General features: G+C 68.0%; 15 protein-coding genes and 1 pseudogene. 4 read left to right on the top strand and 12 right to left on the bottom strand.

Annotated features, from left to right (window positions below; genetic code table 11):
* Positions 1 to 9: 9 nt before the first annotated feature.
* The 4 genes from W7S_RS07715 to W7S_RS07700 are packed head-to-tail and all read right to left on the bottom strand — an operon-like array spanning position 10 to position 5,844.
* On the bottom strand, positions 10 to 885 hold the full coding sequence (locus W7S_RS07715) for a MoxR family ATPase (RefSeq protein WP_008255233.1): 876 nt from the start codon (positions 883 to 885) through the stop codon (positions 10 to 12).
* Between the two features lie 36 nt (positions 886 to 921).
* Positions 922 to 2,205: a glutamate-5-semialdehyde dehydrogenase gene (locus tag W7S_RS07710; RefSeq protein WP_026071540.1), complete on the bottom strand. Its 1,284-nt coding sequence runs from the start codon at positions 2,203 to 2,205 to the stop codon at positions 922 to 924.
* A gap of 46 nt (positions 2,206 to 2,251) precedes the next feature.
* The gene (locus W7S_RS07705; RefSeq protein ID WP_009953582.1) at positions 2,252 to 3,655 is read right to left on the bottom strand and encodes a mechanosensitive ion channel domain-containing protein; all 1,404 of its coding nucleotides are present in this window, start codon (positions 3,653 to 3,655) and stop codon (positions 2,252 to 2,254) included.
* Entirely contained in the window at positions 3,655 to 5,844 is a 2,190-nt protein-coding gene (locus W7S_RS07700; protein ID WP_008255227.1) for an adenylate/guanylate cyclase domain-containing protein, read from the bottom strand. The genes W7S_RS07705 and W7S_RS07700 overlap by 1 nt, the downstream gene beginning before the upstream one ends.
* A 154-nt stretch (positions 5,845 to 5,998) precedes the next feature.
* Between W7S_RS07700 and W7S_RS07695 the strand changes: the two genes are divergently transcribed.
* Positions 5,999 to 6,877, top strand: coding sequence for a ribokinase (locus W7S_RS07695; RefSeq protein WP_080588112.1), 879 nt, complete (start codon positions 5,999 to 6,001; stop codon positions 6,875 to 6,877).
* Between the two features lie 25 nt (positions 6,878 to 6,902).
* Here the strand turns inward: W7S_RS07695 and W7S_RS07690 are convergent.
* Together W7S_RS07690 and W7S_RS07685 are read right to left on the bottom strand one after the other, a co-directional pair.
* Positions 6,903 to 7,873 (bottom strand): annotated as a pseudogene (locus tag W7S_RS07690) (IS481 family transposase).
* Positions 7,874 to 7,978: 105 nt separating this feature from the next.
* A complete protein-coding gene (locus tag W7S_RS07685; RefSeq protein ID WP_008255224.1) occupies positions 7,979 to 10,021 on the bottom strand; it encodes an NAD(+) synthase in 2,043 nt (680 codons plus the stop codon).
* A 59-nt stretch (positions 10,022 to 10,080) separates the two neighbouring features.
* On the opposite strand from W7S_RS07685, the gene W7S_RS07680 reads away from it, so the two are divergent.
* Together W7S_RS07680 and W7S_RS07675 are read left to right on the top strand one after the other, a co-directional pair.
* Positions 10,081 to 10,626: a cysteine hydrolase family protein gene (locus tag W7S_RS07680; RefSeq protein ID WP_008255223.1), complete on the top strand. Its 546-nt coding sequence runs from the start codon at positions 10,081 to 10,083 to the stop codon at positions 10,624 to 10,626.
* 16 nt (positions 10,627 to 10,642) lie between these two features.
* Positions 10,643 to 11,491 (top strand): NAD-dependent protein deacetylase, encoded by an 849-nt coding sequence (locus W7S_RS07675; RefSeq protein ID WP_014711132.1) that lies wholly within the window; start codon positions 10,643 to 10,645, stop codon positions 11,489 to 11,491.
* Here the strand turns inward: W7S_RS07675 and W7S_RS07670 are convergent.
* Positions 11,488 to 12,765 carry a cytochrome P450 gene (locus W7S_RS07670; protein ID WP_008255221.1) on the bottom strand — a complete coding sequence of 426 codons (1,278 nt, stop codon included), beginning with the start codon at positions 12,763 to 12,765 and terminating at the stop codon, positions 11,488 to 11,490. The genes W7S_RS07675 and W7S_RS07670 overlap by 4 nt on opposite strands.
* A gap of 103 nt (positions 12,766 to 12,868) precedes the next feature.
* Here W7S_RS07670 and W7S_RS07665 point away from each other — a divergent pair, with 103 nt between their 5' ends.
* Entirely contained in the window at positions 12,869 to 13,519 is a 651-nt protein-coding gene (locus tag W7S_RS07665; protein WP_014711131.1) for a TetR/AcrR family transcriptional regulator, read from the top strand.
* 70 nt (positions 13,520 to 13,589) lie between these two features.
* On the opposite strand, the gene proB is transcribed toward W7S_RS07665, so the two are convergent.
* The 5 genes from proB to W7S_RS07640 all read right to left on the bottom strand — a co-directional run bounded on the left by proB (position 13,590) and on the right by W7S_RS07640 (position 19,933).
* The gene (gene proB / locus W7S_RS07660; RefSeq protein WP_008255219.1) at positions 13,590 to 14,693 is read right to left on the bottom strand and encodes a glutamate 5-kinase; all 1,104 of its coding nucleotides are present in this window, start codon (positions 14,691 to 14,693) and stop codon (positions 13,590 to 13,592) included.
* Entirely contained in the window at positions 14,690 to 16,171 is a 1,482-nt protein-coding gene (gene obgE / locus W7S_RS07655) for a GTPase ObgE (RefSeq protein WP_008255218.1), read from the bottom strand. Before obgE ends, proB begins: the two co-directional genes overlap by 4 nt.
* 90 nt (positions 16,172 to 16,261) lie before the next feature.
* A complete protein-coding gene (gene rpmA / locus W7S_RS07650) occupies positions 16,262 to 16,528 on the bottom strand; it encodes a 50S ribosomal protein L27 (RefSeq protein WP_008255217.1) in 267 nt (88 codons plus the stop codon).
* 47 nt (positions 16,529 to 16,575) lie between these two features.
* Positions 16,576 to 16,887, bottom strand: coding sequence for a 50S ribosomal protein L21 (gene rplU / locus W7S_RS07645; RefSeq protein ID WP_008255206.1), 312 nt, complete (start codon positions 16,885 to 16,887; stop codon positions 16,576 to 16,578).
* A 214-nt stretch (positions 16,888 to 17,101) separates the two neighbouring features.
* Entirely contained in the window at positions 17,102 to 19,933 is a 2,832-nt protein-coding gene (locus tag W7S_RS07640; RefSeq protein WP_041297792.1) for an Rne/Rng family ribonuclease, read from the bottom strand.
* Positions 19,934 to 19,953: the final 20 nt, after the last annotated feature.

Genomic DNA, 19,953 nt, shown 5'->3' with positions numbered 1-19,953 from the left:
GCGGTGTTCCTAGTTAAGCCGCAGCTCGCCGGCCGCGCGCTGTTGGTCGGATTGATGCTTGAGCACCACGCCCAGTGTGGCGGCGACGACCGCGTCGTCGATGGTGTCCAGGCCCAGCGCGAGCAGCGTGCGGCCCCAGTCGATGGTCTCGGCGATGGACGGCACCTTCTTGAGTTGCATCCCGCGCAGCACGCCGATGATGCGCACCAGCTCCTCGGCCAGGTGTGCGGGCAGCTCGGGAACGCGGGACAACAGGATGCGGCGTTCCAAATCGGGGCTGGGAAAGTCGATGTGCAGGAACAGGCAGCGACGCTTGAGCGCCTCGGACAGTTCGCGGGTCGCGTTGGAGGTCAGCACCACCAGGGGCGTGCGCTCGGCGGTGATCGTGCCCAGTTCGGGCACGGTCACGGCGAAGTCGGACAACACCTCCAGCAGCAGGCCCTCGATCTCGATGTCGGCCTTGTCGGTCTCGTCGATGAGCAGCACCGTGGGCTCGGTGCGCCGAATGGCGGTCAGCAGCGGACGCTGCAGCAGGAACTCCTCGCTGAACACGTCGTCCTTGGTCTGGTCCCAGTCCCCGGAGCCGGCCTGGATGCGCAAAATCTGCTTGGCGTGGTTCCATTCGTAGAGCGCGCGGGCCTCGTCGACCCCCTCGTAGCACTGCAGGCGCACCAGGCCCGACCCCGTGGCCTGGGCCACGGCGCGGGCCAATTCGGTCTTGCCCACGCCGGCCGGGCCCTCCACCAACAACGGCTTGCCGAGGCGGTCGGCCAGGAACACGGCCGTCGCGGTGGCGGTGTCGGGCAGGTAGCCGGTCTCGGCCAACCGCCGCGAGACGTCGTCGATGTCCTCGAACAGCGGCTTTGACCGGGCGGGCACACTCACAATCGGTTCTCCTAAAACGCTTTCTGCACGGGGATCTCAGGCCGGACGCGTCTGTCCGTCTCCCCACGCGATCCATTTGGTCGAGGTCAGTTCGGGCAGCCCCATGGGACCGCGGGCGTGCAATTTCTGGGTGGAGATGCCGATTTCGGCTCCGAAACCGAATTGCTCCCCGTCGGTGAACGCCGTGGACGCGTTCACCATCACCGCCGCGGCGTCGATAGCGTCGGTAAACCGTTGCGCCGCAGCCATATTGGTGGTCACGATGGCCTCGGTGTGGCCGGTGCCGTACTCGTTGATGTGGGCGATCGCGGCGTCGATACCGTCGACCACCGCCACCGCGATGTCCATCGACAAGTACTCGCGCCGCAGATCGTCCTCGTGTGCGTCCTGGGAAAAGCCCCCATGCACGGTCACGCCGGCGTCTTGCAGGGCGGTCACCAGACGCGGCAACGCCTCCTCGGCGATCGTGGCGTCGACGAGCAGCGTCTCCGCGGCGTTGCAGACGCTCGGCCGACGCGTCTTGGAATTCAGCAGGATCCGCTCCGCGACGTCCAGATCGGCGCCCTCGTGGACGTATACGTGACAATTGCCGACCCCGGTTTCGATCGTGGGCACCTGCGCGTCGCGGACCACTGCGTTGATCAGGTTGGCTCCGCCGCGCGGGATCACCACGTCGACCAGGCCACGCGCCTGGATCAGATGCGTCACCGTGGCGCGGTCGTCGGACGAAAGCAGCTGCACCGCATCGGCCGGCAGGTCCTCGCTGACCAGCGACGCCCGCAACACCTGCACCAGCGCCTGGTTGGACCGGGTCGCCGACGAGCTGCCGCGTAACAGCACGGCGTTGCCGGACTTCAACGCCAAGCCGAACGCGTCGACGGTCACGTTGGGTCGGCCCTCGTAGATCATTCCGACGACGCCGAGCGGGACCCGCTGCTGGCGCAGCTGCAGCCCGTTCGGCAGCGTGTAGCCGCGCAACACCTCCCCGACGGGATCGGGGAGCCCGGCGACCTGACGCAGGCCCGCCGCGATGCCCTCAACTCGCTTGGTATCCAAGGCCAGTCGGTCGAGCATCGCGGTCGGCGTTCCGGCGGCGCGGGCGGCCTCGACGTCTTCGGCGTTGGCGGACAGGATCAATTCCGCGTGGGCGGTGACGGCGTCGGCCGCCGAGCGCAGCGCTTGGTCTTTGGCGACGGTCGGCAACAATGCCAGCACACGGGAGGCGACGCGGGCGCGGCGGGCGGCGTCGTGCACCTCCCGGCGCAAATCAGGCTCCCGCTGTTGGGCCGCTCCGCTGCGCAATGGTGCCTGCAGACTCATTGAACCAGGGTATCCGGCCGCAAAAGCCCGGGTGACGCGGGCCGATCTACCCGACGCGCTCGCCGCGCCGGGCGGTGCGCACCTTGCTGCGCCGCTCCTCGAGGATGGTGCCGAAGTTCTGCAGCAGCGCCGGTGCGCGCATCACGAGATGCTCGATGTGTTCTCGGTCGATTTCGAGCGCCGTGACCTCTTCGACCGCATACGCGCTGGCCAGGTTGGGTTGGCGGGTCAACGCCGTCAGTCCGAGGAACGCCCCCTCGGACAGGGTGCTGATGGGCACGACCGTCCCGTCGTCGGCGGTGGCGGTGAGCTGCACCCGGCCGGCCACCAGGAACGTCATCGCCGTGGGCACCTGTCCGGCGTCCTCCACGAGCTCGTCGGTGCCGTATCGGACGATTCGCGCCGAGGAGCGCAATGACCGCTGTTCTTCGGTGCTGAGCCGCAGCGCCGGCGCCACCACCTCGTGCAGCGCGTGCTCCACGCGTTCGACCGTCGAGAAGTCGTCATCGGCGTCGTCGAGGTGCAGATTCTCCCGTCGGGCGGCGTACCAGGCCCACCGCAGGAACGTGGCCGTCGCGGCGCCGGCGTCGGCGGGTGAGTCCAACCCGATCGTCGTGCGATACTCGCCGGCGCCCACGGGCACCGAGCGAGGCACGCTGCCGGGCTTGAGCTGTGGCAGCGCCCGGGCCACCCGCGACAGCACCGCGCACACCCGGTCGGGCGCGTCGGCGGCGGAGAAGGTCGTCGTGATCGCCACTTTGTGCGGCCCGGGCGGGCGACTGAGGTTGGTGAACGACGTGGTGGCCAGCGCCGCGTTCGGCATGATCCGGATTCCGCTGCCGGTGTCGATGTGTACGGCGCGCCAGTTCACCTCGACGACGCGTCCGCGCGCGGTGCCGGTGTCGAGCCAGTCGTCGATCCGGAACGGTTGCTCGAACAGCATGAACAGGCCCGAGACGATCTGCCCGACCGAGTTCTGCAGCATCAGACCGATGACGACCGACGTGACGCCCAACGCGGTGAACACCCCGCCGATCCGCACACCCCAGATGTACGACGACATCACCGCCAGGCCAACGCAGATCAGCGCTATGCGGGCCACGTCGATGAAGATGGTGGGAAGCCTTTTGCGCCAGCTCTTTTCGGGAGCCCGCTCGAACACGGTCGCGTTGAGCCCGGACAACAGCAGCACCACCACCAGCAGGCCGAACACGGTGGTGAGGATGCGCACCGGGATGTCGCCGGCCGGAATCCCCGAGGCCTGAACCAGGAGCAACAACAGCGCGGCGAGCGGCAGCAGGTAGTTGCGCAGCAATCCGACCTGCCGGGCCAGGGGGCTTTGCCTGCGCAGCAGCGCATCGTGTAGTTCGGTCAGCAGGATCATCCCGACCGGCAATCCGATCGCGATACCGACCGCCCAGTAGAACCATGACGAGCCGAAGATGTTCATCACCGCTCCAGCAACCGGTAGATGGCCTGATCGGTCCCGCCGACCGAAATCGTGCCCGCCGCAGTGAACTGCCGGACATCGCGCATCGCTTCGTACACCTGCGAGCTGACATAAATGCCGGCCTGCGGTGCGCCGCTGTGCATTTGGTAGGCCAGACTCACCGCGCCGCCCCACATGTCGTAGACCAGGCCGGAGCGGCCCACCAATCCGCTGACCACGTTGCCGGTGTTGACGCCGACGCGAAGGCCCAGCTGATGGCGGCTTTGGCTGTTGAACCGATCGATGATGCGGCCGATTTCGAGGGCGAAGTCCACGGCACGGTGGATGCTGTCCAGTCGCGGGGTGACGACCCCACAGCTGGCGAGATAACCGTTGTGGAACGTGCGGATCCGTTCGACACCAAGGGATTCTGCGGCCGAATCGAACTGCCGGAAAAGTTCGTCGACGGTGCCCACCAATTCGTCTTCCGGCATCTCGGTGAACATTTCGTCGAGGCCGACGATGTCGGCGTAGATGATGGCGACGTCCTGATGTTTTTGGGCGATGGTCTCCTCGCCCTCGCGATAACGCTGCAGCACCGACTCGGGCATCAGGGCCAGCATCAGGCGATCGTTCTCGCGGCGCTGCTCGTTGAGCAGCTCCTCCTTGATCGCGAGGTTGCGGCTCATCTCGTTGAAAGCCGCCGTGAGATCGCCGATTTCGTCGCGGGTGCGCACCGGGATGTTGATGTCGTAGTCGCCGGAGCTGATCTTTCGGGTTCCCTCCTCGAGGCGCCGGACCGGGCGCACCGCCGCCTGGGCGACGAACATCGAGGCCACACAGATGGCGAAAATCATTGCCGTGACTGCGATCACGAGGTTCTTGCTGAACCGGCCCAGCCGCGCAAAAGCGTCGGAGTTGTCGCGGGTCGCCAGGATCGACCAGTGCAGATCGGAGTTGGGGATGTCCAGCGGCGCGTAGGCTTCCAACTCTCGATTGCCCGTGTAGTCGGTGGCGCTCATGACGCCGGTTTCCCCGCGCTGCGCGGCGCGAAGACCCGCGGTCGGCACCGGCTGGACCAACGTGGTGCCCCCCAGCCGCAGGGCCCGGTCCACGACGTCGGGCGGGGTGCCGGCCTCGATGGCCTCGTGCCGGTATTGTTTCGGGTCTTCGATGAATACCCTTGAGTCGGAACGCATCAGGTCGTCGGGGCCGGCCAGGTAGGTCTCGGTGGCCGGACCCATCCCCGCGGCTTCCCAATGCTTGTTGGCGGTCATGATCGTGTTGATCTTCCCGATCGGCACCGGCAGGGCCATGACCCCTTCGAATTTGCCGTTCATGCCGACCGGCGACACCACCCACGCGGTGGGGGTGTCCAGTTGCGGCTGATACTGCTGAAAGTCGGTGATCCAGACGAAGTCGACATCGTTGGACGCCACGGCTTTTTGGTAGGCGCCACGCAGGTTGGATCCGCGATAGGGACCGGTGAGAATGTTGGTCCCCAGATCCGGACCCTTCATGACGCTGTAGACGACGTTGCCCTGCATGTCCAGCAGGAGCGCATCCCGGTAATCGAAACGCGTGACGATGCCGCGCAGGAAAAAGTCGAAGCGGGCGTTGGCGGCCGACCACGCGCTGCCGTCGCCGGCGTCCTCGGCGGGCGGCGAGTCGGCCGTCGGCCTGGGCGCCGCGGTGTAGTGCGCCTGAAGGTATTTCTGCGCGTTGGAACTCGGCAGCACCGCCTTGAGATCGATCGCGTTACCGGTGATCCGTTTGATCGGTTTGATCATGTCGTTTTCGTAGTAATTGACCAGGGTCTGTTCTTCGGCCGGCGTGATGTTCGCGTTGGCCAGTTGGGCGAAGGCGGTGCTGAGGTTCGCCGTCGCTTCGTTGATGCCGAAACCGCCACTTTGCACGATCAGCGAACTCGTCAGCTCCCTGAACAACGCCTGCACTGCCCGCTTCTGGGACTCGCGCATCTCGATGAGCCGTTCGGATTCGACTTCCCGCAATGCGGTGCGGCCGGACACGGCTCCGATGAGACCGATCACCGCGACGCCCAAAATGCTCGAGAGCAGCATGGTGATCAGGATTTTGGATTGGATGCCGAACCGGAAACGGCTGCGCGGCTGGCGCGTACGCGTGACGGGCTGGTGAGCCGGGCCGGGTTCGATGCGGGGTGCGGCATCGGTTAGCTCGCTGGTCGTCAATTGCCTGCCCCTTTTCTCGGGATCCAGCTCCTCACGCAGCAGACTAGCGCGCGCACGCCGAGATATTGATGCGTTTGCCGTGACGCGATTGGGCGTCAAAGCGCCGGTGCCCCACGTGTGCATCGCCATCGCGACGCTACTAACGTCGGGCCCCATGGCAGGGGTATGCGTAGTGGGCAGCGTGAACATCGATCTGTCGCTGGGCGTCGGCGCCCTCCCGCGGCCCGGCGAAACGGTGTTGGCGTCGTCGATGACACAAGCCCCCGGCGGCAAGGGCGGCAACCAGGCGGTGGCAGCCGCGCGCGCGGGCGCGCGCGTGCAGTTCGTCGGGGCCGTCGGCGACGACCCGGCCGCCGAGCAGTTGCGCGCCCACCTGCGGGCCAACGGTGTCGGGCTCGACGGGGCCGTGGAAATCCCCGGGCCCAGCGGCACCGCCGTCGTCGTCGTCGATGCCAACGCCGAGAACACCATCGTCGTGGCGCCGGGAGCCAACGGGCGGTTCACGCTGACCGATGACCGCGCGCGCGGCGTGGTCGCCGACTGCGATGTGCTGTTGACCCAGCTGGAGATTCCGGTCGACACGGCGATCGCGGCGGCGCAACACGCCCGGTCGGCCGGAGCGGTCGTCGTCGTGAACGCCTCACCGGCCGGCCAGGATCCCGCTTCGCTGGGCGAGCTGGCGGCCGCCGCCGACGTGGTGATCACCAACGAAGAGGAGGCCAACGAATGGCCTTGGCGCCCAGCACACCTGGTGGTCACCCTGGGTTCGCGCGGCGCGCGCTACGCCGGCGCCGACGGCGAGTACTCGGTGCCCTCCCCCGCGGTGGACGCGGTGGACACCACCGGCGCCGGCGACGTGTTCGCCGGTGTGCTGGCCGCGAACTGGCCGCCCAATCCCGGCTCGGCGGGTGAGCGGCGACTCGCGCTACGCCGCGCCTGCGCGGCCGGCGCGCTGGCGACGCTGGTTCCCGGCGCCGGTGATTGCGCACCGGACGCCGAGGCGATCGACAAGGCGCTTCAGAACGCGTCCTAGCCGCTTTGCCCGCGGCGGCCGCGCCCTAGTTGTTCTTCACTGGCAGGTTGTGAACGCGTAGGCGGTCGATGGGTGTTTTTCCGCCGATGCCGGTGTGGGGTCGATGGTGATTGTAGTAGTGCAGCCAGTCCTGATAAGTCGCCGCGCGGTCGGCATCAGACAGGTAAGTCTGCGCGTAGGCCCATTCGCTGGCCAGGGTGCGGTTGAACCGCTCGACTTTCCCGTTGGTCTGAGGACGGTACGGGCGGGTGCGTTTGTGGGTGATCTTCGCGCTGAGAGAATCAGTGAAAGCCTTTGACCGATAACAGTTTCCGTTGTCAGTCAACACACGCCTGACGGTGATCCCGTGATCGACGAAAAACCCGTTAGCCCGCAACCAGAACCCGGCTGCGGTGTCTTTGCGTTCGTCGGTGAGGATCTCGGAGTAGGCCAGCCGCGAATGATCATCGACGGCATGGTGCAAAAACGCATACCCCACACCGCTGCGGTTACGTCGACCGGCTTGCCGTCCCAGTTTGCGGTGCCCGCCACCGTCGGGGATGCGGCCCAGCTTCTTGATGTCGAGGTGGACCAGGTCCCCGGGTGCGGATGCTCATAACGGCGCGGTTTGGCCCGGCGCACCGGCAGCCCACTGGCCTGGTCGAGATGGCGCAGCAACGGCATGCGGTAACGGCGCAGCACCGCCTCCACCGTCGAGCGGGCCAGCCGCAGGTAGGCGGCGATGCGATGCGGGCCCCAGCGCCGCGTGAAGCGCACCTTGATGATCCGCCGCTCCCGACGCTGAGAAAGCCGACCTGGACTGCGATGTGGGCGACTGGAGCGGTCGACCATGGCCTCAGGCCCGCCGGCACGGTAACGGTCGGCCCATTTCTTGGTCGTGGCCGTCGAGCACTGGAACCGCTCAGCGGCTCGGGCATACGTCCAACCGTCATCGACGACACAACGAGCAAGCCGCAACCGGCCACGTGGGGTCAAACAGGCATTAGCGTGGGACATGAGGACCTCTCGGTAATCGGGGTGTGTGTGGTAACCACACCGATACCGGAGGTCCTCACCTACTTCCGCTCACCACGCCGTTCACAACCTGTCGAAGGGTTACACCTAGTCCTCGGGGATTTCGCGTTCGATCTCGTCGAGCCAGATGCGCGCGGACATGTCCGAGGGGGCGCGCCAGTCACCCCGCGGCGACAGCGCGCCGCCGTGCGACACCTTGGGCCCGTTGGGCAATGCCGAACGCTTGAACTGGCTGAACGAGTAGAACCGCTGCACGAATACCTGCAGCCAGTGCCGGATTTCCTTGAGCGAGTACGACGGACGCTTGTCTTCGGGAAATCCCGGCGGCCAGTTGCCTTGCTCGGAATCGCTCCACGCATGCCAGGCCAGAAACGCGATCTTTGACGGCCGGAATCCATACCGCAGCACGTGGAACAGTGAAAAGTCTTGCAGCGCAAACGGGCCGACTTTCGCCTCGCTGCTTTGCAGCTCTTCCTCTTCGCCGCTGGGAACCAGCTCAGGCGTGATCTCGGTGTCGAGCACGGACTGCAGCACCTCGCTGACCTTCGACTCGAACTGCTGCGAGGAAATCACCCAGCGGATCAGGTGCTGGATCAGCGTCTTGGGCACGCCGCCGTTGACGTTGTAGTGCGACATCTGGTCGCCGACACCGTAAGTCGACCAGCCCAGGCCCAGCTCGGACAGGTCGCCGGTGCCCAGCACGATGCCACCGCGCTGGTTGGCCAGCCGGAACAGGTAGTCGGTGCGCAAGCCGGCCTGGACGTTCTCGAAGGTGACGTCGTAAACCTTCTCACCGCGCGAGAACGGGTGATCGATCTCCTTGAGCATCAGCTGCGCGGTCTCGCGAATGTCGATCTCGGCGAACGTCACACCCAGGGCGCGGCACAGCTCGATCGCGTTGCGCTTGGTGCGGTCCCCGGTGGCGAAGCCCGGCAGGGTGAACGCCAGAATGTCGCTGCGCGGGCGTTGTTCGCGGTCCATCGCCCGCGCGGCGACGATCAACGCGTGCGTCGAGTCCAGCCCACCGGATATCCCGATGACGATCTTCGGGAAATCCAGCGCGCGCAAACGCTGTTCGAGGCCGGCTACCTGGATGTTGTAGCCCTCGAAGCAATCCTGTTCCAGCCGTTGCGGGTCGGCGGGCACGAAGGGGAACCGCTCGATCTCACGCCACAGCCCGATGTCGCCGCCAGGCGGGTCAAGCCGGAACTCGATGCGCCGGAACGACTCCGCCGTCGTCCGGTGGTGGCGCCGGTTGTCGTCGAACGTGCCCATCCGGAGCCGTTCCGAGCGAAGCAATTCGAGGTCGACGTCGGCGACGCTGCGCCGCTCCCCCATCGGAAAGCGCTCGGACATGGCCAGCAGGACACCGTTTTCGAACACCATGGTCTGCCCGTCCCAGGCCAGATCGGTCGTCGATTCGCCCGCGCCCGCAGCCGAATACACGTAGGCGGCCAGGCAACGAGAGGAGGCCGAACGAGCCAGCAGGCAGCGGTCCTCGGCGCGGCCGATGGTGATCGGGCTACCGGAAAGGTTGGCCAGCACCGTCGCACCCGCGAGCGCGGCCTCGGCGCTGGGCGGAATCGGCACGAACATGTCCTCGCAGATCTCCACGTGCAGCACGAGGCCGGGCACGTCGGAGGCGGCGAACAGCAGATCGGGACCGAACGGCGCCTCGACCCCCGCGAGCCGGATGGTGCCGCGCTCGTCGTCGCCGGGCGCGATCTGGCGGCGCTCGTAGAACTCCCGATAGGTGGGCAGGTACGACTTCGGCGCCACGCCGAGCACCTCGCCGCGGTGGATGACCACGGCGGCGTTGTAGATGCGGTGCCGGTGGCGGACGGGCGCGCCGACCACCAGGACCGGCAACAACTCGGCGGAGGCCGCGACGATGTCCGCGACGGCCCTGTCGACGTCGTCGAGCAACAGGTCCTGCAGGACGATGTCTTCAATGGAGTAACCGGACAGCGTCAGCTCCGGGAAAACGGCCAGCGCTACGCCGTCGTCGTGGCACTCCCGGGCCATCCGCAGGACCGCCTCGGCGTTCGCCGCGGGGTCACCGATGACGGTGTGATGCGTGCACGCGGCGACGCGGGCAAAGCCCTGGCTGTAAGCGTTGTAAAAGTCCATCGCCCTTCCATTGTCGCCTCGGGGGTGTCAACTCCTCGCCGCCGGGTATCCCCAACGCCATGAGCGACACAGCGGTCCTGGTCGTCGACATGATGAATACCTATCAACATCCCGACGCTGACGATCTAATACCCAATGTCGAGAAGATCATCGAGCCTTTGACCGATTTGGTCCGGCGGGCACGCACGTCCGACGAGGTCGACCTGATCTATGTCAACGACAACTACGGCGATTTCACCGCCGAGTTCTCCGGGATCGTCCGCTCGGCGCTTGACGGCGCGCGGCCCGATCTGGTGAAGCCGATCGCGCCGGCCGAAGGCAGCCGGCTGATGACCAAGGTCCGCCACAGCGCCTTTTATTCGACTGCGCTGGCGTACCTGCTGAGCCGGCTGGACACCAAGCGGTTGATCATCACCGGCCAGGTCACCGAGCAATGCATCCTGTACACGGCCCTGGACGCGTACGTGCGGCACTTCCCCGTCGTGATCCCGACCGATGCGGTCGCCCACATCGACGCCGACCTGGGCGCGGCGGCCTGCAAGATGATGGAGCAGAACATGTCCGCCGAGCTCACGACCGCGGCGGACTGCCTGGACCCGGCCTGATCCGTACCCTGGGCAGGTGACCGTCTCCCGCGCAGAATCCCCCGAGCTGGTCACGCTGCTGGCCGGGCGCCGGATCGCGGTGCTGACGGGCGCGGGCGTCTCGACCGATTCCGGCATCCCCGACTACCGCGGGCCCGATTCACCGCCCAGCAACCCGATGACCATCCAGCAGTTCACCGGCGACGCGGCGTTTCGGCAGCGGTACTGGGCGCGCAACCACGTCGGTTGGCGGCACATGGCCGACACGCTGCCCAACGCGGGCCATCGGGCGCTGGCGGCGCTCGAGGACGCGTCGGTGGTCACCGGCGTCATCACCCAGAACGTCGACCTGCTGCACACCAAGGCCGGCAGCCGCAGCGTCATCAACCTGCACGGCACCTACGCGCGGGTGATCTGCCTGAGCTGCGGCCACACGACGAGCCGCGCGGCGCTGGCCGAACAGCTGGAGGCGCTCAACCCCGGATTCATCGAGCGCGCCGAGGCGATCGGCGGGCTGGCGGTGGCTCCCGACGCCGACGCCGTCGTCGCCGATACCGCGTCGTTCCGCTACCTCGACTGCGCGCGCTGCGCCGGCATGCTCAAACCCGACATCGTCTATTTCGGCGACAGCGTTCCCAAACACGTTGTGGCAGCGGCCTATAGGATGGTCGACGAGGCCGACGCGCTGCTGGTCGCGGGGTCGTCGCTGACGGTGTTCTCCGGTTATCGATTCGTGCGGCACGCGGCCGCCCTGGGCATCCCGGTCGCCATCATCAACCGCGGCAGCACCCGCGGCGACGACCTGGCCACCGTGAAGGTCGACGGCGGCTGCTCCGAACTGCTCGCGCTGCTTGCCGACGAGTTATCGCCGCTGACAACGCATTAGAAGGTGCACGGCATGCTGCGCACGGCGTGCACGAAATTGCCCGCCAGGTACGTCGGCTCGCCCGCCTGGATGCCGGGCAGCTGACGAAACAGCTCGTGAAAGATGGCGCGCAGCTGCGCGCGGGCGACGTGCGCGCCGAGGCAGAAGTGCAGCCCGCCACCGCCGAAACCGACGTGCGGATTGGGGTCGCGCGCCAGGTTCAGGCGTTCGGGATGGTCGAACGCGTCGGTGTCCCAGTTGCCGGACGGGTAGAACATCACCACCTTCTCCCCCGCCAGAATGGTCTGACCGCCCAGCTCGATATCCGTCGCCGCCGTGCGGCGGAAGGTCATGACCGGGGTCGCCCACCGGATGAACTCCTCCACGGCGGTACCGATCCGGTTGTCGAAATCGTGGAGAAGCCAAGCCTTTTCGTCGGGGAAATCGGTGAGCGCCTTCAGCGTGTGGCTGATGGTCTGGCGGGTGGTGTCGTTGCCCGCCACCGAGAGCAGCACGAAGAACGCGGCCACCTCCGCGTCTTCCAGGCGGTCCCCGTCGACTTCGGCGGTCACCAGGCTGCTGATGAGGTCATCGCCCGGGCGCTCGCGGCGTTCCGTGGCCAGGGCGCCGACGACCTGGTGAAGGTACAGCTGGTTTTCGACCAGGACTTCCATCGCCGGACGTCCGTTGAGGAATTCCGGGTCGGCCCAGGAGACCAGGGCGTCGGTGGCGTGCGCCATGCGCTCGCGCTCGGATTCCGGGATTCCCATCATGTCCGAGAGGGTCCGGATGGGCAGCTCCTTGGCGCAGTGGTCGACGAAATCCGCACCGCTGCCGGCGGTCCGCAGTTCTTCGACGATGGTCTTGGCGTTGGCCTTGATCGAGTCTTCGATGCGGCGCACCTGCCGCGGGCTCAGCGCGGCGTGGGCGAGCTTGCGCAACTTGGTGTGCCGCGGCGGATCCATCGCCAGGAACGACTGCGACGCCTCGAGCAGCTCGACGGGAATGCTCTCGAACATCACCCCCTGGCCGGACAGGAAGGCGTCGTTGTTGCGGCTGACCGCGACGATGTCGGCGCGCCGAGTGACCGCCCAGAAGCCGGGATCGGTGGGGTCGGGCATCAGCGAGTCTTCGACCGGAGGATGCCAACTGACCGGGCGCTCGGCGCGCAGCACGGCGAAGGAGCGTTCGCGATCCGCCGCCGTCGTGGACCAAAACGCCCGCGAGGACAGGTCGATCTCGTCGTAGGCGCGGCCGGACTTCTCGGCCCCGGGTGTACCCGTCATCACGGCCATGGCGCTGTCCTCTCCTGTATGACGCCGGTCACAAACTCCACGCGACGATATGCCTAGACAGTGTGTCTAGTCAAGATGTCGAAAGCTCGGCTATGCTCGGCGCATGCCGTCGCTCACCCGCAAGCCGCAAGGCCACCGAAGCGTGGGGCGCGAGCAGCGGCGCGAGCAAATGGAGCGCCGGCTGCTCGACGCCACCGAACGGCTGATGCGCGACGGCGCGAGCTTCACCGAGCTCAGCGTGGATCGGCTCTCCGGCGAGGCGGGCATCTCCCGCGCCAGCTTCTACATCTACTTCGAGGACAAGGGCCATCTGCTTCGCCGACTCGCGGGCCAGGTGTTCGGCGACCTGGCCGACGGCGCGCGGCGCTGGTGGACGGTGGCCGGGCGGCACGACCCCGACGACGTGCGCGCGGCGATGAGCAGCATCATCGCCATCTATCGACGGCACCAAGCGGTGCTGGTCGCGCTCAACGAGATGGCCGCCTACGACCCACCGACCGGGGAGGCGTATCGCGAACTGCTGACCGGCATCTCCGAACAGCTCACCAGGGTCATCGAAGAGGGCCAGGCCGACGGCTCGATCCGCCCCGAGCTGGCGGCGCTCACCACGGCCAGCGCGCTGACCTGGATGGTCGAGCGCGCCTGCCAGCAGAACCTGCCCGCGCGGCCGCCCGGCTACGACGCCGAGCTAGCCGCCACCCTCGCCGAGATCGTTTGGGGCGCACTGTATCTCAAACCCACATCGGCGAGTTGACCCCTAGCGCGAGCAGACGCAGAATCGCACGTTCGAAGAACGAATCATGCGATTCTGCGTCTGCTCGCCCTTAGACCGCCACCAGGTCGTCGGCGTGCACGGCGGGCCTGCGCAGCTCGCCGGGCAGCTCGCTGGTGGAGCGGCCCATCATGGTGAGCAGTTCCGTCGCGTCGTAGGCGACCACGCCACGGGCCACCATCGCCGCGTCCGGCCCGCGCAATTCGACGACGTCGCCGCCGAAGAACCGGCCGGACACCGCGGTGATCCCCGCGGGCAGCAGCGAACGGCGCTGCCCGACGACCGCGCGCACGGCGCCCTCGTCGAGGGTCAGCGCGCCGGCCGCCTCCGCGGCGTACCGCACCCAGAATTTCCGCGCCGACATCCGCGCGGGCCGCGCGGCGAACACCGTGCCGACGGAGGCGTCGGTGAGTGCGGTCGAGGCCTCGTCGGCGGCGGCCAGCAGCACCGGCACACCGGCGTCGGCGGCCAGCAGCGCCGACGACATCTTTGACGTCATGCCGCCGGTGCCCAAGTCACTGCCGGGCCCGGCGATCACGCCGACCAGGTCCGCCGAACCCGCGACCTCCGGGATGAACTGCGCGCCTTCGGTTTTGCGCGGATCGGAGTCGTACAGCCCGTCGATGTCGGACAACAACACCAGCGCCTCGGCACCGACCAGGTGGGCTACCAGCGCCGAGAGCCGGTCGTTGTCGCCGAACCGGATCTCGTTGGTGGCCACCGTGTCGTTTTCGTTGACGATCGCCACCGCGTGCAGTGCCCGCAGCCGATCCAGCGTGCGCTGAGCGTTGGTGTGCTGGGCGCGCATCGAGATGTCGTGCGCGCTCAGCAGCACCTGCCCGACCGTGCGTCCGTACCGGGCAAACGCGGCGCTCCACGAATTCACCAGCGCGACCTGACCGACGCTGGCCGCGGCCTGCTTCGTCGCCAAATCCCGTGGGCGACGGGACAATCCGAGAGGTTCGATGCCGGCGGCGATGGCACCCGAGGACACGATGACGACGTCGGTGCCCGCCTTCATCCGCGTCTCGATCGCGTCGGCGAGGCCGGCCAGCCGGCCCGCGTCGAATACCCCGGCTTCGGTGGTCAACGCGTTGGTGCCCACCTTGACCACCAGGCTGCGCGCGTTCCGGATGGCGTCACGCTGCGGGGTCACGGGCGCCGCTCCTCCGCATCGCTGCGCTCTGCATCGTCGCCGGCTCTGGTTCTGCGCTGGCGCCGGGCGGCCTTGCGCTCCGCGGCGCCGACCCGCTCGCTGCGCTCGAGCCGCGCGTCGGTTCCCCTGCCCGACAGCGCAACCTGTTGTCCCGCAGGCGTTTGCGGCTCCCAATCGAACGTCATGTCGCCGATGGTCACTTCGCACCCCGCGCGCGCACCCAGCCGCAGCAGTTCCTCCTCGACTCCGAGGCGCGCCAGGCGGTCGCCGAGATACCCCACGGCCTCGTCGTTGTCGAAGTTGGTCTGACGCACCCAGCGTTCGGGCCGCGCGCCGCTGACCACGAAGGCGCCTGGCTGCTGCGGATCCGGCTCGACGCGAAAGCCGCTGTCGTCGACGGGGATCGGACGGATCACCGGGCGGCGCGGCACGATCTCGGGTTGGGCGGCCTTGTATTCCGAGATCATCCTCCACAGCCCAAAGATCAATGGCTGCAGACCTTCTCGCGCGACCGTCGACACCAAGAACACCGGCCACCCGCGCTCGGCGATCTCGTCGTAAACGAACTCGGCGAGCTCGCGCGCCTCGGGAACGTCGATCTTGTTGAGCACCACCGCGCGCGGCCGCTCGGCGAGATCGCCCAGCGTCGCGTCCCCCCGCAGGGTGGGCGTATACGCGGCAAGCTCTGCCTCGAGAGCGTCGATATCGGAGATCGGGTCGCGGCCGGGCTCGGCGGTGGCGCAGTCGACGACGTGCACCAGCACGGCGCATCGCTCGATGTGGCGGAGGAAGTCCAGGCCCAGGCCGCGGCCCTGCGAGGCGCCGGGGATCAGGCCGGGAACGTCGGCGACGGTGAAGGTGTGCTCGCCGGCCGACACGACGCCGAGGTTGGGGACCAGCGTGGTGAAGGGGTAGTCGGCGATCTTGGGTTTGGCCGCCGAGATGGTGGACACCAGCGACGACTTGCCGGCCGACGGGAATCCGATCAGGCCGGCGTCGGCGACGGTCTTGAGTTCCAGCGTCAGGTCGCGGGTCTCGCCCTGCTCACCCAGCAGCGCAAAACCGGGAGCCTTGCGCGCGCGGGAGGCGAGCGCGGCGTTGCCCAGGCCGCCGCGACCACCGGCGGCCGCTTCGAAGCGGGTGCCCGCGCCCACCAGGTCGGCCAGCAGCCGGCCGTTGTCGTCGAGAACGACGGTTCCGTCGGGGACTTTGACTTCCAGGTCGGCGCCGGCGGCGCCGTCGCGGTTGCTGCCCATCCCCTGCTTGCCCGACGGCGCGGTGACGTGGGGATGGAAATGGAAGTCCAGCAGGGTGTGGACCTGGGGATCGACGACGAAGACGATGCTGCCGCCGCGGCCGCCGTTGCCGCCGTCGGGGCCGCCGAGCGGCTTGAACTTCTCGCGATGAACCGAGGCGCAGCCGTTGCCCCCGGAACCGGCGCGCGCGTGGATGACGACGCGGTCGACGAACCGAGGCATCGTGGGTCCTCTCACCCGTCTCGCTCGCCGAACGTGCGGCTACTGCGAGAATCGCCTCGAATTATCGCAGTGGGTGCACGCTCGCGGCGCTCAGTCGGTGGCTTGTCCGGCCGCGACGATGTTGACGGTCTTGCGGCCGCGCTTGATTCCGAATTCGACGGCGCCGGCTTCCTTGGCGAACAACGTGTCGTCGCCGCCGCGCCCGACGCCGACGCCCGGGTGGAACTTGGTGCCGCGCTGACGAACGATGATCTCGCCGGCCTTGACGACCTGGCCGCCGAATCGCTTCACGCCCAGCCGCTGTGCGGCGGAATCGCGACCGTTGCGCGAGCTGGAAGCGCCCTTCTTGTGTGCCATTGCGTCGTCCTTTACTCAGTGCTGTCTGTTCTTCGCCTGACGGCTCATCACTTGATACCGGTGACCTTCAGGACCGTCAGCTGCTGACGGTGGCCCTGACGCTTGTGGTAGCCAGTCTTGTTCCGGAACTTGTGGATGCGGATCTTGGGGCCCTTGGTGTGCTCGAGCACCTCGCCGGTGACCGCGACCTCGGCCAGCGCCGCCGCGTCGGTGGTGACCTTGGCGCCGTCCACCACCAGTGCGACCGGCAGCGACACGTTCGAACCCGGCTCAGAGTCGAGCTTCTCGACCTTGACCACGTCCCCGACGGCGACCTTGTACTGCTTGCCGCCCGTCTTGACGATTGCGTAGGTCGCCATCGTTGCTCTGCTCCTTCTTCTAGCCGCTGCTCGGCGCGTCGCGCGCGAACCAGCCGCGGTGCACGTGGTGGGTCTGGGTTGCGGGCCTGCTCCGATTCCCCGGGAGTCCCGCTGCCGCCGGCCAAAGCTTAGTCGCCCGGCCTGACGACAACTGTCCAAGGGTACGTGACCAGCGGCTACAGGGTCAAACCGGACACGACCTGGCTGTCGGGGCTCAGTCCGCGTGGATCGGCGGCCCGGCGGGCCTGCCCGCCGCGCGTCGGCGCCGGGGGCGCCCCGGGGGCGGGCCGCCCTGGTCAGCCGCGGCCGAACCACCGTCGGCATCGTCGGAGTCGTCGGAATCGTCGGAGTCCTCGGTGTCCAGGTCGTCGTCGTCGAGTTCGAGGTCCTCGTCGTCGTCGCCCAGGTCTTCCTCGTCATCGAGGTCATCGTCGTCCGAGTCGTCGTCGGAATCGTCGTCCGAGTCGTCTTCGGAGTCGTCGTCCGAGTCGTCGTCGGTGTCGTCGAAGTCCTCTTGGTCCGCGTCGGAGACGTCCTCGCCGCGCCGCGCCTTCTTCTCGTCGAACTCGTCGCCGGTTTCCTCGGTGGCCTCGTCGGATTCGTCGTCCTCGGTTGTCGCCTGTGTGGACGAGCCGGCCGCCATCGCCTTGAACATCGGGTGTTCGCCAGGAGCGTGGACGGGCACCTTTGCCACCACCGGCTCCTCGGCCTTGTTCTTCTTGCGCCGGCCGCGACGGCCCCCGGACTCGGACTTGCGGCCGTTCGACGGCGCCGAGTCCACCGGGTCGGTGTGCAGCAGGATGCCGCGGCCGCCACAGTTCGGGCACGACGTCGAGAAGGCCTCGACCAGTCCGGTGCCCAACCGCTTGCGGGTCAGCTGCACCAAACCGAGCGACGTCACCTCGGACACCTGATGGCGGGTGCGGTCACGGGCCAGCGCCTCGGTGAGCCGGCGCAGCACCAGATCGCGGTTGGATTCCAGCACCATGTCGATGAAGTCGATGACGACGATGCCGCCGATGTCGCGCAGCCGCAGTTGGCGCACGATCTCCTCGGCCGCCTCGAGGTTGTTCTTCGTGACCGTCTGCTCGAGGTTCCCCCCGGAGCCGGTGAACTTGCCGGTGTTGACGTCGACCACCGTCATCGCCTCGGTCCGGTCGATCACCAGGGTGCCGCCCGAGGGCAGCCAGACCTTGCGGTCCATCGCCTTGGCCAGCTGCTCGTCGATGCGGTGCACGGCGAACACGTCCGGCCCGCTCGACCCGTCCGGCCCGGCAGGAGGCTCGTATTTGCTCAGCTTCGAAACAAGGTCGGGCGCAACGGAATTCACGTATTCGTTGATGGTGTTCCAGGCCTCGTCCCCGGAGACGACCAGGCCCGCGAAGTCTTCGTTGAACAGGTCGCGGATGACCTTGACCAGCACGTCGGGCTCTTCGTAGAGCGCCACAGCCGCCCCGGCGGCCTTCTCCTTGATCTCGATGGCCTTGGCCTCGATTTGCTTCCAGCGCTCCTGCAGGCGGGTGACGTCGTTGCGGATGTCGTCTTCCTTGACGCCCTCGGACGCGGTCCGGATGATCACCCCCGCGTCGGACGGCACCACCTCGCGCAGAATCTCCTTGAGGCGCTGGCGTTCGGTGTCGGGCAACTTGCGGCTGATCCCGGTCGACGACGCCCCCGGCACATAGACCAGGTAGCGACCCGCGAGCGACACCTGCGTGGTGAGCCGCGCCCCCTTGTGCCCGACCGGGTCCTTGCTGACCTGGACGACGACATAGTCGCCGGGCTTGAGCGCCTGTTCGATCTTGCGGTCGGACCCGCCGAGTCCGGCGGCCTCCCAGTTGACCTCGCCGGCGTAGAGCACGCCGTTGCGGCCGCGGCCGATGTCGACGAAGGCCGCCTCCATCGAGGGCAGCACGTTCTGCACGATGCCGAGGTAGATGTTGCCGACCAGGGACGCCGACGCGGCCGAGGTCACGAAGTGCTCGACGACGATGCCGTCCTCGAGGACCGCGATCTGGGTATACCGCGAACCCTGGTGCGGCGGCTCGCTGCGGACCCGGTCCCGGACGACCATGACGCGTTCGACGGCCTCGCGGCGGGCCAGGAATTCGGCCTCGGTCAGCACCGGGGGGCGGCGCCGCCCGGCGTCGCGGCCGTCGCGGCGTCGTTGGCGCTTGGCCTCCAGCCGAGTCGAGCCGTCGATGCCCTTGATCTCGTTGCTCGCGCTGCCGCCGTCGCCGCCGTTCTTGCCATTGCGGGGCGGCCGCTCGTGCACGACCGTGTTGGGCGGGTCGTCGGGTGAAGGCCCCTCGTCGTTGTCGTCGCCCGATCCGGATTTGCGGCGCCGTCGCCGCCGGCGGCGACGGCTGCCACCATCCGCCGAACCGTCGTCACCGCCCTCGGAGTCGTCGCCGTCGTCGGAGTCCTCGTCGTCGGCCTCGTCGGAATCGCCCGAGTCGGACTGGGCGCCCTTCTTGACCCGGCCCTGCGGCTCGTCGTCGTCGCCGTCGTTCTGGCCCTCGGGTCCGCCCTGCTCGCCGCGCCCGCGGCCGCGGCCCCGGCGGCCGCGACGGCGCCGCCGATTCGACGGGCGGTCGGCCTGCTCGTCGTCGTCGCCGTCGGAATCGTCGGAGTCGGCGCCCTCGTCGGTGTCGGTGTCGCTGTCGTCGTCGCTGTCCAGTGGCTGCGGCGCGACGAAGAGCGGCATGTAATGCGGCCGCTCGGCGGCGTTGTCGGGGGTTTCCAGCATCAGCCGGGATTCGGGTTCGCCGGCACCCTCGCCGCCATCCACGACGGGTTCGGTGGCGGCGTCCGGGGCTTCCTGGGGCTGGGCGGCCAGCAGGTCACGCACCCGCACCGCGTCGGCGCGGTCCACGGTGGAATGTGCGCTGCGAATGCGCCCGTCCAGCTCGCTGAGCGCGTCCAGGACCCGTTTGCTGGTGGTTCCCAGCGTCCGGGCCAACGAATGGACCCTCAACCGGTCGGGCAGCTCCCCGGACCGGGCCGATTCTTCTGATGGGTCTGCAGTTGGTGCACCGTCTACCACGTATTCTCCTCAAGCCCCCG

This window comes from Mycobacterium sp. MOTT36Y (genome assembly GCF_000262165.1).
Taxonomy (GTDB): domain Bacteria; phylum Actinomycetota; class Actinomycetes; order Mycobacteriales; family Mycobacteriaceae; genus Mycobacterium; species Mycobacterium intracellulare.
This window is presented reverse-complemented; position numbering and strand designations above follow the sequence as displayed.

Bases quoted from the DNA above. Each gene is read 5' to 3' on its own strand.
- W7S_RS07680 (WP_008255223.1), top strand. From the start codon at position 10,081: ATGAGCGACACAGCGGTCCTGGTCGTCGACATGATGAATACCTATCAA.
- rpmA (WP_008255217.1), bottom strand. From the start codon at position 16,528: ATGGCACACAAGAAGGGCGCTTCCAGCTCGCGCAACGGTCGCGATTCC.
- W7S_RS07710 (WP_026071540.1), bottom strand. From the start codon at position 2,205: ATGAGTCTGCAGGCACCATTGCGCAGCGGAGCGGCCCAACAGCGGGAG.
- W7S_RS07685 (WP_008255224.1), bottom strand. From the start codon at position 10,021: ATGGACTTTTACAACGCTTACAGCCAGGGCTTTGCCCGCGTCGCCGCG.
- W7S_RS07670 (WP_008255221.1), bottom strand. From the start codon at position 12,765: ATGGCCGTGATGACGGGTACACCCGGGGCCGAGAAGTCCGGCCGCGCC.
- W7S_RS07705 (WP_009953582.1), bottom strand. From the start codon at position 3,655: ATGAACATCTTCGGCTCGTCATGGTTCTACTGGGCGGTCGGTATCGCG.
- rplU (WP_008255206.1), bottom strand. From the start codon at position 16,887: ATGGCGACCTACGCAATCGTCAAGACGGGCGGCAAGCAGTACAAGGTC.
- W7S_RS07665 (WP_014711131.1), top strand. From the start codon at position 12,869: ATGCCGTCGCTCACCCGCAAGCCGCAAGGCCACCGAAGCGTGGGGCGC.
- W7S_RS07695 (WP_080588112.1), top strand. From the start codon at position 5,999: ATGGCAGGGGTATGCGTAGTGGGCAGCGTGAACATCGATCTGTCGCTG.
- obgE (WP_008255218.1), bottom strand. From the start codon at position 16,171: ATGCCTCGGTTCGTCGACCGCGTCGTCATCCACGCGCGCGCCGGTTCC.